The organism is Pseudomonas sp. R62, assembly GCF_000257605.1.
GTDB lineage: Bacteria > Pseudomonadota > Gammaproteobacteria > Pseudomonadales > Pseudomonadaceae > Aquipseudomonas > Aquipseudomonas atacamensis.
In genome coordinates this window covers 3,183,613-3,194,894 of sequence record NZ_JH635998.1, presented here as the reverse complement: position 1 = coordinate 3,194,894, position 11,282 = coordinate 3,183,613, and the positions used below count along the sequence as shown (strand labels likewise).

At 60.9% G+C, this 11,282-nt stretch carries 12 protein-coding genes; 5 read left to right on the top strand and 7 right to left on the bottom strand.

Annotated elements, in window-relative coordinates; genetic code table 11:
• The coding region (ilvB, locus tag OQK_RS15465; protein WP_038861223.1) for a biosynthetic-type acetolactate synthase large subunit at positions 1–1,101 on the bottom strand (1,101 nt) is incomplete at its 3' end.
• Between the two features lie 399 nt (positions 1,102–1,500).
• Between ilvB and OQK_RS15460 the strand changes: the two genes are divergently transcribed.
• Positions 1,501–1,917 (top strand): DUF4124 domain-containing protein, encoded by a 417-nt coding sequence (locus OQK_RS15460; protein WP_016773181.1) that lies wholly within the window; start codon positions 1,501–1,503, stop codon positions 1,915–1,917.
• A gap of 22 nt (positions 1,918–1,939) precedes the next feature.
• Here OQK_RS15460 and OQK_RS15455 read toward each other — a convergent pair whose 3' ends face one another.
• Genes OQK_RS15455 through mrcB form a run of 3 tightly spaced genes read right to left on the bottom strand, consistent with a single transcriptional unit; the run spans position 1,940 to position 5,365 of the window.
• A complete protein-coding gene (locus OQK_RS15455; protein WP_016773180.1) occupies positions 1,940–2,275 on the bottom strand; it encodes a YqcC family protein in 336 nt (111 codons plus the stop codon).
• The gene (locus OQK_RS15450) at positions 2,275–3,024 is read right to left on the bottom strand and encodes a tetratricopeptide repeat protein (RefSeq protein ID WP_016773179.1); all 750 of its coding nucleotides are present in this window, start codon (positions 3,022–3,024) and stop codon (positions 2,275–2,277) included. Before OQK_RS15450 ends, OQK_RS15455 begins: the two co-directional genes overlap by 1 nt.
• Positions 3,025–3,040: 16 nt before the next feature.
• Positions 3,041–5,365, bottom strand: a complete 2,325-nt coding sequence (gene mrcB / locus OQK_RS15445; protein WP_016773178.1) for a penicillin-binding protein 1B — start codon at positions 5,363–5,365, stop codon at positions 3,041–3,043.
• Positions 5,366–5,481: 116 nt separating this feature from the next.
• On the opposite strand from mrcB, the gene OQK_RS15440 reads away from it, so the two are divergent.
• The 4 genes from OQK_RS15440 (at position 5,482) to OQK_RS15425 (ending at position 8,845) form a co-directional block, all read left to right on the top strand.
• Complete coding sequence (locus OQK_RS15440; protein WP_016773177.1) at positions 5,482–7,038, top strand: bifunctional aminoglycoside phosphotransferase/ATP-binding protein; 1,557 nt, start codon at positions 5,482–5,484, stop codon at positions 7,036–7,038.
• A 91-nt stretch (positions 7,039–7,129) separates the two neighbouring features.
• On the top strand, positions 7,130–7,474 hold the full coding sequence (locus OQK_RS15435; RefSeq protein ID WP_016773176.1) for a pentapeptide repeat-containing protein: 345 nt from the start codon (positions 7,130–7,132) through the stop codon (positions 7,472–7,474).
• A 288-nt stretch (positions 7,475–7,762) separates the two neighbouring features.
• The gene (locus OQK_RS15430; protein ID WP_016773175.1) at positions 7,763–8,035 is read left to right on the top strand and encodes a TfoX/Sxy family protein; all 273 of its coding nucleotides are present in this window, start codon (positions 7,763–7,765) and stop codon (positions 8,033–8,035) included.
• A 15-nt stretch (positions 8,036–8,050) separates the two neighbouring features.
• Positions 8,051–8,845 (top strand): Crp/Fnr family transcriptional regulator, encoded by a 795-nt coding sequence (locus tag OQK_RS15425; RefSeq protein ID WP_016773174.1) that lies wholly within the window; start codon positions 8,051–8,053, stop codon positions 8,843–8,845.
• 233 nt (positions 8,846–9,078) lie between these two features.
• Here the strand turns inward: OQK_RS15425 and OQK_RS15420 are convergent, their stop codons facing one another.
• The 3 genes from OQK_RS15420 to OQK_RS15410 form a co-directional block, all read right to left on the bottom strand.
• Complete coding sequence (locus OQK_RS15420) at positions 9,079–9,927, bottom strand: ChaN family lipoprotein (RefSeq protein WP_016773173.1); 849 nt, start codon at positions 9,925–9,927, stop codon at positions 9,079–9,081.
• A gap of 19 nt (positions 9,928–9,946) precedes the next feature.
• On the bottom strand, positions 9,947–10,714 hold the full coding sequence (locus tag OQK_RS15415; protein ID WP_016773172.1) for a heme ABC transporter ATP-binding protein: 768 nt from the start codon (positions 10,712–10,714) through the stop codon (positions 9,947–9,949).
• The coding region (locus OQK_RS15410) for a FecCD family ABC transporter permease (RefSeq protein ID WP_038860984.1) at positions 10,714–11,282 on the bottom strand (569 nt) is incomplete at its 5' end. The genes OQK_RS15415 and OQK_RS15410, both read right to left, overlap by 1 nt.

Genomic DNA, 11,282 nt, shown 5'->3' with positions numbered 1-11,282 from the left:
TTCATAAGGGAACAGGCCGCGATCGCCACGCCATTCATCGACCTGCTTCCACCAACTGGCTACGGACTCCTTGTTCGGGGTCTCGCCGATTTCCTTGAGGATCGCGACCATTTCGGTCAGGACGCTCTCGACCGGACCCACGATTGGCACGTCGGCCTTGATGGTTTTGGAAATCGACGCCGGGTCGATGTCGATATGGATGATCTTGGCGTTCGGGCAGAATTTCGCCGGGCCGTTGATCACCCGATCGTCGAAGCGGGCGCCCACTGCGAGAATCACGTCGGCATGGTGCATCGCCAGGTTCGCGGTATAGCTGCCGTGCATACCCAGCATGCCGATGAACTGACGGTCAGTGCCAGGGAATGCGCCCAGACCCATCAAGGTGTTGGTCACCGGCAGGTTGAGCATTTTTGCCAGTTCGGTCAGTTGCGCGGAGCCATTGCCGAGAATCACGCCGCCGCCGGAGTACAGCACCGGGCGCTTGGCCGCCAACAACATTTCCGCTGCTTTGCGGATCTGCCCGGAGTGACCGCGAACGGCCGGGCTGTAGGAGCGCAGCTTGGCTTTTTTCGGAAAAACGTATTCGAACTTTTCGGCCGGGTTGGTCATGTCTTTCGGGATGTCGACCACGACCGGGCCCGGACGACCGGATTGCGCCAGGTAGAAGGCCTTCTTCATGACTTCCGGGATTTCCGAAGCGTGCTTGATCATGAAGCTGTGCTTCACGATCGGCCGGGAGATACCGATCATGTCGGTTTCCTGGAACGCGTCGGTGCCGACCATGGTGCTTGGCACCTGACCGGAAATGATCACCATCGGAATCGAGTCCATGTAGGCGGTGGCGATACCGGTAATGGCGTTTGTGGCGCCTGGACCGGAAGTCACCAATACCACGCCGGCTTTACCGGTGGCACGGGCGTAGCCGTCAGCCATATGGGTCGCCGCTTGTTCGTGACGAACCAGGATGTGGGTCACTTCCGGTTCTTTGAACAGGGCATCGTAAACATGCAGGAGAGCACCACCCGGGTACCCGTAGATATATTTGACGCCTTCGTCACGCAAAAAGCGGACGAGCATCTCACCGCCAGATAAAAGCTCCACGTTGTTCACCTCTAAAACGCCAGAATACCGTCCACAAAAAAGGGGCGGGTCTTAATAGGTTTACTTCTCGGCAGAGCATGAGCGACGGTGGTCGCCGACTACGTCAGCACTGACTGAGCAAGTATTGGGATCGTCCCAAGTGTTGCGGGCCTTTCCCACCCAGCGCGAGGTAACGCGTTGCGGGTGTAACAGGTCGGCGCGGATGTGCGCCTCATGATCTACCGAGTGGGTCTGCTTCTGGCAGTCCCTCTACAGCGGACTTTGGATTCTTCTGTTTCGCCCTCTGCAAGTCAAGTCGTCTGTGTGGTTAATTGTGGGTAAGCACATGAGAACGCAAGAAAAAACCTGAAAAGCGCTACTCTGTTAGCGTCAATTGCGCATTTTTGCCAAGGAATCAGCATGCGAACGCTCCTCCTCACTCTACTGATCGGCCTAAGCCCATGGTGCTCGGCCGCTCAAATCTACAAATGGGTCGATGCCCAAGGCGTCACGCATTTCGATGCGCAGCCTCCGCAGGGCCAACCGTCGACGACTGTACACACACCCTCCTCACCCGCGCCGAAAGCTGCGCCGATGCCGGGCGGCGGCGTACTTGGCGATCAGAAAACCATTGATGCCAAGGTGAAGAAACAGGTCGCCGAGCAGCAGGCGCAGCTCAAGGCGTTTTGCGAACAGGCACGCACAAATCTAGCGCAACTGCAGAACAATCCACGTTTGCGTGAGGAGGTCGAGGGGGATGTGCGCAGGCTCGACGATACACAGCGTCAGGAACGCATCGTCGAAGCGAAGAAGCAGATTGCCGAGAACTGCCAGTAGGCCTGGCAGTTCCCAGTTTAGTTCAGCGGGATGCAGTGATCAGCAGGTCAAACTCTTTGAGCAGCACCTGCAACTGCCGATCCTTGCCGCCAAGGTTGCGCTGGGCAAAGACCATTTCCGCCATTTCCTGAATGCCCGAGGCGTTCGGCAGCGGCAGATCCTGTTCGAGGATCATCTTCATGCGCGGCAGGAAGATCCATTGCAGCCATTGCTCGAAGTCCAGCGTGTCGACCGAAAACGGCTCGACACTGCTTAGCGCTTCGGCGGACGGCTCAACCTCATCCCACCAACCCTGGGTACGCAGCTCGCGTTCGATCAGCAACAGCTGATCGGCGATTTTCGGGAAACGCACGTCCATCACAGGGAAACCTTGGCCTTCTGACGGGCCAGTGCGGCGCCGGCGGAATCGCCTTGTTTCTCACGAGACTGAGCGATGATTTCCCACAGGCTGGCTTGCAGGTCCGGACGACCGTTGGCCATGGTCAGCGCACGACGGGCAAATTGCTCGGCTTGCGGCGCATCGCCCTGGGCCATGCGCACCTGCGCCAAACGGTAAAGCACTTGTGGCTCACGGGGGGCGACACGTTGCGCCCGCTCCAGGCTGGAAGAAGCACCGTTGAGGTCGCCACCGGCCTGTTGCTGTTGCGCGGTGGTCAGCAAGGCGAGTACCGGGCCGTCCAGTTGCTCATCCGCCGACAGACCGCCGCCACTGCTGGCCGAAGGAATGCCACTTGGCGTCGACGGCATGCTGTAGCTGCCGGAGTTGATCGGCGCCGACTCAACCGCCGATGGGTTGTACGGCCCCGACGTGATACCTCCGGATGCAGGCCCCGGGACGATCGGCGAAGAGCTGATCGGTGTTGACACCGCCGCACCGCCGCCCGGCACCATAACTACTACGCCGGTATCGCCTTGCGGAATCGCCTGAGTCTGGCCCTGCACCGGGCGCTTGACCGTGGTCTGGCGGAAACCGCCATTGGCGCCGATGCGCTCGCTGTTGGACACGGCCGTACCCGAATCCACTACCGGAATCGAACCACGCTGTACGGTGGAGCAGCCGCTGAGCAAAGCCACGGCGGTCACCGCTGGAATCAACCACTTGTTCACTTGAAACCCTCTTTGCTTAATTCATCCAGCCCTTGACCCAGTCCATCACCGATTCCGGCGAGGCAGGTGTTTCGCTTGCACACGCGGCGCCGGGTGGCGGCTCGCTGCCGCGAATATACGGCATCTGTACCGCGCCGGGGCAGTTGGCATCCGAACCCTGGCCGGTGCGCGAATCGACCCAGGCCTGCACGACGTTGTCCGGCTGCGGCATGTCCAGCGGCAGCGGATCGGCCTTGCGCATGAAACTGGTCCAGACCTGCAACGCACCGGTGGCCCCGGTGAACGGCGTCTTGCCGTTGTCATCGCGGCCGAGCCAGACCACCGCCAGCAGATCCTGACTGAAACCGGCGAACCAGCTGTCGCGCGAATCGTTACTGGTACCGGTCTTGCCCGCCAGTGTCAGGGTCTTGGGCAGCACGTTATAAACCGAACTGCCGGTACCTTCACGCATCACCCGCTGCATGGCGTTCTGGATCAGGTAAATCGAGGCCGGGTCGAAGCGCTGTTCGATCTGGAACGGATAACGCTTGAGCGGCTCGCCCTCGGCGGTCAGCACGCTGCGAATGCCGCGCATCGGCGTATTGAAACCACCGTTGGCCAGCGTCTGATACATGGTCGCCACTTCGATCGGCGTCATGCCGCCGGCACCGAGCAGCATCGACGGGAACGCCGGGAATTCACGAGTAACGCCGAGGCGACCCACGGTCTTGAGCACATTCGGCACACCGACTTCCAGGCCCAGACGCGAGGTCGACAGGTTGTAGGAATGCGCCAGGCCCTGATAGAGGAACACCGTACCGTGGGAGCGGCGATCGTAGTTCTGCGGCTTCCACACCTGACCGTTGGCGCCCTTGACCGACAGCGGATCGTCCGACAGCCAACTGGTCAGCGTGTACTGGCTCGGCTTCTCGAGCGCGGTCAGATACACCGCCGGTTTGATCAAAGAACCAATCGGGCGCACCGCATCCAGTGCACGGTTGAACCCGGCGTAGCTGGCCTGACGGCTGCCGATCATCGCCTGGACTTCACCGGTTTCCGGGTTGGTCACGACCATCGCCGCTTCGACGTCATCCGAGCCCTTGCGCCCGGCCAGCCGCTTGAACGTGTCATTGACCGAGGCTTCGGCTTTCATCTGCAGAATCGGGTCGAAACTGGTAAAGATGCGCAGGCCTTCTTCGGTCAAGTCTTCGTCGCGGTAGTCTTCGCGCAACTGACGTTTGACCAGATCGATGAAGCCCGGGAACGAGCTGTCGGCGAGCTTGCCGCGAGTCGTCACGCCGAGCGGCATTTTCTTCGCCGCTTCGACCTGCTCGGGGGTTGCCACGCCTTGCTGCGCCAGCACGTCGAGGACCAGATTACGCCGCTCCAGCGCGCGTTCCGGGTTGCGACGCGGGTTGTAGTAGGACGGCCCCTTGACCATGCCGACCAGCAACGCCACTTGATGCAGTTTCAGTTCGGACAAAGGCTGGCCGAAGAAGAACTGGCTGGCCAGACCGAAACCGTGCACCGCGCGCTGACCGTCCTGGCCGACAAAGACTTCGTTGAGGTAGGCCTCAAGGATTTCCTTCTTGTCGTAGTGCAGTTCGAGCAGCAACGCCATCATCGCTTCGGTGAGCTTGCGGGTCAGGCTGCGTTCGCTGGTCAGGTAGAAGTTCTTCACCAACTGCTGGGTCAGCGTACTGCCGCCCTGGGTCATCTTGCCGCCGGAGGTGTTGATCCACACGGCGCGGGCGATCGATTTCGGCGACACGCCCCAGTGGCTGTAGAAGTCGCGGTCTTCGACGGCGATCAGGGTTTCGAGCAGGTACGGCGGCACCTGATCGAGTTTGATCAGGATGCGGTCTTCAAGATTTTTCGGGTAAATGCCGCCGATCATCAGCGGCTCGAGGCGCACCACCGACAGTTTCGAACCGTTGGTCGCGGACAGCTCGGCAACGTAATCGCCGGAGAAGCGCACGCGCACCGGCTGCGGCTTTTCCAGGCCTTCATAGAACTGGAAGCCACGGGTGTTCAGGTCAACCGTATTGCCGCTGACGGCTGCGGCGCCGGGGCCATTGCTCACGGCTTCGCGGCGATAGCCGAGGGCATCGAGTTCGGTGAGGAAATCGTCCTTGCTGAGCTTCTGTCCGACGAACAGCTCGAGCGGGCGCGCGTACACCTTGGCCGGGATGGTCCAGCGCTTGCCGGAGAACTTCTCCTGCACCACGGCATCGAGGTAAACGGCGAAGCCGGCCAGCACTACAAGGCCGACCAGGCTGAGTTTAATGGCCCAGCTCAACCATGGGCTGAGGCCCTTGGCTGGTGGTTTTTTCTTGGTACGGGGGGATCGGGATCGAGTCATGGCGGCGGATTATACGCACTTTATCGATCCTCAACAGGCACGCGCGGAGGTTTGCGTCAGGCGGGCAAGCAGCCATAATGGCCGCCTCGAATTCCCCCGCCTCTGAAGGATCGCCCGTGAGCCAGTCCCTGATCGCTGCCCTGCAAACCCCGGCCCTCTACCCGCATCCCGTCGAAGGGTTTCAGGTCATCGAAACCCACATCTCGTGGGTGATTCTCACCGGCCCCTTTGCCTATAAAGTGAAGAAGCCGGTGAATTTCGGCTTCCTCGACTTCACCAGCCTCGATGCGCGCGCGCATTTCTGCGCAGAAGAGCTGCGACTGAACCAGCGTCTGACCGCTGATTTGTATCTGGACGTGTTGCCAATCACCGGCAGCGTCGAGGCACCGCAATTGGGCGGCGACGGCCCGGCCATCGAATACGTGCTGAAAATGCGCCAGTTCCCCCAGAGCGGCTTGCTCAGCACCCTGCAAGCCAACGGCGAGCTGACCACTCAGCACATCGATGCGTTGGCCGAACAGATCGCCCATTTCCATCTCAACGCGCCGAAAGTCCCGGCCGAACACGACGCCGGCACGCCGGACAGCGTGATGGCGCCGGTCGCGCAAAACTTCGAGCAGATCCTGCCGTTCCTCAGCGACAAAAACGATTTGCTGCAACTTGAGGCATTGAAAGCCTGGGCCGAAAGCAGCTTCGAGCGTCTCAAGCCCCTGTTCGCCCAGCGCAAGGCGCAAGGTTTTACCCGTGAATGCCACGGCGACATTCACTTGGGCAACGCCACGGTCATCGACGGCAATGTGGTGATCTTCGACTGCATCGAGTTCAACGAGCCATTCCGTTTCACTGATGTCTGGGCCGACACCGGTTTCCTCGCCATGGACCTGGAAGACCGTGGCCTGAAATCGTTGGCGCGTCGCCTCATCAGCCAGTACTTGGAACTGACCGGCGACTATCAGGGCCTGGAAGTGCTGAACTTCTATAAAGCCTACCGCGCGCTGGTACGGGCCAAGGTGGCGCTGTTCAGCATGCCGGCGGAAGCGACTGCGGTGCAGCGCGCCACCACCCTGCGCCAGTACCGCAACTACGCCAACCTGGCGGAAAGCTACAGCACCATTCCTTCGCGCTTCATGGCCATTACCCACGGTGTTTCCGCAGTCGGCAAGAGCCATGTGGCCATGCGCCTGGTCGAAGCGCTGGGCGCGATTCGCCTGCGTTCCGATGTCGAGCGCAAGCGCCTGTTCGGTGAGCAGACCGTTGCCAACGATGTGCAGGCCGGCATTTACAGCGCCGATGCCAGCACCGCGACCTATGCGCGCCTGCATGAAATCGCCGAGGTGATCCTGCACGCCGGGTTCCCGGTGGTCATCGACGCGACTTACCTCAAGCGTGAACAGCGCGACAACGCGGCGAAGATTGCCGAAGCCACCGGCACGCCGTTCCTGATCCTCGACTGCAACGCCCCGCAAGCGGTAATCGAGAGCTGGCTGGCGATGCGTCAGGCCGACCAGAAGGATCCGTCCGACGCCACCCTGGCAGTGATCGAAGCTCAGCAGGCCAATCGCGAAGCGCTGACCCCGGAGGAGATTCTGCGCAGCAAACGCGTGCAGACCAATGAATCCGGCACGCTGGACACCGTGGTCGCACAGATCCGTCAGCGCCTGCCAGGTCTGTAAAAAACTATTTCGGCCGTGAAGCCCACGCTCGCTTCACGGCCGGCAAATAGTGGCACTATACTGGCGTCATAAAACCAACAGGTGATCTGACATGAGCCAGCCAAAACTGCTCGACACTCCGCTTTACGCCCTGCTGCACAAAGACGACATCGCAGGCTTCAACAAGGAACGCCCACTGGATGGCCCGATCGACATGGTCGGCGGCGATTTCCGTGGTCTCGACCTGCGCGAGCTGAACGCCGACGGCGTGGATTTCCGCGATGCGTACTTCCGCTCCGCCGATTTGCGCGGCATCGACTTCCGCAAGGCTTCGCTCGAAGGCGCCAGCCTGGCCCATGCGCAGATTTCCGGGGCGTACTTTCCGCCGGAGCTGAGTGCTGACGAGATTCTGATGTCGATGAATTTCGGCACGCGGTTGCGCTATCGCACCCGCTGAAATCTGGAAATCTTCCTGACGCCACGCCTTTCCCCTGTGGGAGCGAGCCTGCTCGCGAAGGCGTAGTGTCAGCTGATATCGATTGTGTCTGATACGCCCTCTTCGCGAGCAGGCTCGCTCCCACATTGTTAACGCCTAACTCGCTTCCCTCTGCGTTCGCAGGTCCTTTACCCCCCTTTCTTAGAAGCTTTTGCGTCGAATCCGACCAAACAACCACGCTTTTCCTACTGATGGCTACACTGCTGAGAAGCTCGCCCACGCACCATTCGGCCGTCGCAAGGAGGCTTGATGAATGATGAACTGCAACACCTGAAAAATCTTGGCAAGACATCGGCGCAATGGCTGCATGCCGTGGGCATCCACAGCGCCTCGGACTTGCGTCGCCTCGGTGCAGTGGATGCCTACCGGGCCGTGCGTACTCGGGGGTTTCGCGCATCGAAGGTGTTGTTGTATGCGATCGAGGGCGCGTTGATGGACGTGCACTGGAACGATATCCCCGCCGAGCGCAAGGACGCCTTGAACAAACAGCTCGAAGCCATTTCCGCGCGCCACAAGAACTGAACAGGCGCTGACGCCATGTATTTACTGGGGGAACAATCGGCCCACGCCGACGCATTGATCAATCGCTTGCAGAGTCTTCCCGGGCAGTGGCTGCAGGATTTGTCGCCGTGCGCGCCGGTCATCGAGCTGGAGGCAACGGACGATCTGTTTGCACAGTTGCCGGAAGATCAGTTGTTTCTGCTGAGCGAGGGCGTGGTACATGGCTGCATCGCGGGCCGTGCGCTGTTCTACTGGCAGGAAGGTGATCTGCTCGGCCTGCAACGTGGCGAGCAATGGAGCGATTGCCGCATTTGCAGCAACAGCGCTGTGCGCCTGGTGCCCTATGGGCGCGTTGAGGTTTTGCAGTATTTGTATGCCGACCCTGATCGAGCGGAGCAGTTGCTGAGCTATCTGCTCGGGCAAATGGCGCTGCTCGCCCATGCCGTGGCCGAGCTGAAACCTCGGGAGTTTCGCAGCACCAACGGCTTCAAACGCGTTGAGGCGGGCGCCGTGCTGATTCAACAGGGCGATGCAGCGGATCACGTCTTAGTGATTATCGACGGGCATGCCGAGGCATTTGTTGACGGGTACAAGGTCGGTGACGTGGCCAAAGACGAGATTTTCGGCGCCATGGCGTTGTTTACCGGCGAGCCGCGCAACGCTTCGGTGGTGACGTCCGAGCCGAGCACGTTGATGTTGATTCCCGGTGATCAATTTTTGAGCATGACCCGCAGCAATCCGAAGATCGCCCATAGCCTGATTGAGGGTATGGCTCGACGCATCGGCCAGTTGAATCGCCAGATCACGCAGTTGACGACGCAGCGCACCTAGCGCAAAGCCCTTTATTCACAGGGCCTCACCACCGCTCGCAAAACTAAATTACAGATTTGCAAAATCAGCGGTTGACGCGGTAATGAGAATCGCTATGATTATCACAACTGGTCGCGAGATCAGTCGATATTCTGAAAAGCCCTTGGTTCGGACTCTCAGATTATCTCCTCATCAGGCTAATCACGGTTATTTGACCCGGTTTTTTACCGGGTCTTTTTTTGCCCGTGGAAAAGTCATTTAGCGAATTGCTGGCGCATCTGCTCGCAGTAATCCGGCTTCGGCGTGGCAGGCGTGTACCAGACGTAATCGGCCATCGCCGCCGATACCGCAGCGCCCTGCTCGGCCAGCATCAATACGATCGGCGCCTTGCCAGCGCCGAGATCCGACAGATGCAACGGCACGCCGACATCCTTGCGCGCATGCCAAGCACCGGCCAGCAGAATCGAAGGCACCGGCGCCGCCAGCATGCGTTCGGCCATGCGTCGATCACGCTGTTGCTGAATCGCCAGCATCGCCGGCATCTGTGATTCGGGCAGCATGCCGCAGTGGGATTCACTGATTTGCCCAAGCAAAGTTTTTTTAACCGACAGCGAATTGCTGCGCGGACCGTTCAGAGCAGGTGGATTGCGGTAGAACCCGCGGATTTCGCTGTCATCGAGATTGGCCGCCAGCAGCGGATACGGCTGCGACAGGGCAAAGCGCACGATCGGCCCGTAAAGGTTCCAGTCCCAGCCCTCTTGCCAGGCCAATGCCGCGGGCAGGTCTGCCGGAACGGATTTCGGCTGGCGTGCCGCATCGACTTTCGCTTGTTGATTCGGTGTAAGCATTTCCAGCAGCAGACTGCCTTGCGCTCGGTGCTCGCCGAGCGACTGCAACAGCCACAACTGTGCGGCATGGTGATCGGCGTTGTCGTGCTGCTCACCGATGATCAAACGCTCAGGCTCAGCCAGACGCGTCAGCAATTGCTGCGCCGTAAGTACCTCGCCGCTGCGCAGATCGCGAATATCGGCGCCCACCGGCGGAGCCGCCACGTGCTGACAGCCCGCGAGCAACACCAGTGCCAACAACCACAATCCACGCATGCGACACCTCGATGATGATTCAGCGGGCGATGATCAGCGGATGCCCACGCTCCGGGTGCGGTTGCACCAAAACCTCCAGGCCGAACACTGCTTTGAGCGTATCCGGGCGCAGCACCTGCTGCGGAGTATCCAGCGCAACCGGGCGCCCCTCCTCCAGCAACAGCACGCGATCACAATAGCGTGCCGCCAGATTCAGATCATGCAGGATCACCAGCACCGCCGCGCCGCGATCGGCGAACTCGCGCACCGCCTGCAAGGTGGTGTGCTGATGCAGCGGATCGAGCATGGATGTCGGTTCGTCGAGCAACAGGGTTTGCCCGGCCTGACCCGGCCAGAGTTGCGCCAGCACCCGCGCCAGATGCACGCGCTGACGCTCGCCACCGGACAACGCCAGATAGCTGCGCCCACTCAGGTGCCCGGCATCGGCGGCGGCCAGCGCTGCCGCGACAATCTCGTCGTCGCGTACGCGCCCGGTCTGGTACGGCAAACGGCCCATGCCGACGACCTCTTCCACGGCGAAGGCAAAATCCAGCGTCGACACCTGCGGCAACACCGCCAGTCGTTGTGCCCGCTGCGTTCCGCTCCAGTGGCTCAAAGTCTGACCATCGAGCGAGACATTGCCGTCGCTGGCGGGCAACTCACCACACAATGCGCCAAGCAACGTGCTCTTGCCGGCGCCGTTCGGTCCCAGCACGCCAAGCACTTGACCGGGTTCGAGCCCGAGCGTAACCCCACTGAGCACAGCCTTGCGGCCACGGCGGACATGCAGATTGTGCGCAGACAACATCAGGCACGCCCTCGCAGCAGCAGATAAAGGAAGAACGGCGCGCCGATAAACGCAGTAACAATGCCGATCGGCAACTCCGCCGGCGCCAGCGCCAGGCGCGCCACCAGATCGGCGAGCAATAACAGGCTCGCACCCGCCAAAACCGACGCTGGCAATAGCACTTTGTGATCGGGGCCGGCCAGCAGGCGCACCAGATGCGGCACCACCAGCCCGACAAAACCGATCATGCCCGCCGCGGCCACCGCCGCGCCGACACCCAGCGCGGTGCAGAACACCAGTTCGCGCTTGAGCCGTTCGACATCGATGCCCAGATGACCGGCCTCGGATTCACCGAGCAACAAGGCATTCAATGCCTTGGCCCGACGCGGCAGCCACAGCGCCACGCCGATGGTGATGATCAGCAAGGGCCACAGCCGCGCGTAACTGGCGCCGTTGAGGCTGCCGAGGTTCCAGAAGGTCAGGGTGCGCAGCGTCGCGTCATCGGCCAGATAAGTGAACAGGCCGACCGCCGAACTGGCCAGCGCCGTCAGCGCGATACCGGCCAGCAACATGGTCGCCACGTGGGTCT

Coding starts and splice junctions, on each gene's coding strand:
- OQK_RS15460 (WP_016773181.1), top strand. CDS start 1,501: ATGCGAACGCTCCTCCTCACTCTACTGATCGGCCTAAGCCCATGGTGC.
- OQK_RS15455 (WP_016773180.1), bottom strand. CDS start 2,275: ATGGACGTGCGTTTCCCGAAAATCGCCGATCAGCTGTTGCTGATCGAA.
- mrcB (WP_016773178.1), bottom strand. CDS start 5,365: ATGACTCGATCCCGATCCCCCCGTACCAAGAAAAAACCACCAGCCAAG.
- OQK_RS15435 (WP_016773176.1), top strand. CDS start 7,130: ATGAGCCAGCCAAAACTGCTCGACACTCCGCTTTACGCCCTGCTGCAC.
- OQK_RS15430 (WP_016773175.1), top strand. CDS start 7,763: ATGAATGATGAACTGCAACACCTGAAAAATCTTGGCAAGACATCGGCG.
- OQK_RS15425 (WP_016773174.1), top strand. CDS start 8,051: ATGTATTTACTGGGGGAACAATCGGCCCACGCCGACGCATTGATCAAT.
- OQK_RS15420 (WP_016773173.1), bottom strand. CDS start 9,927: ATGCGTGGATTGTGGTTGTTGGCACTGGTGTTGCTCGCGGGCTGTCAG.
- OQK_RS15415 (WP_016773172.1), bottom strand. CDS start 10,714: ATGTTGTCTGCGCACAATCTGCATGTCCGCCGTGGCCGCAAGGCTGTG.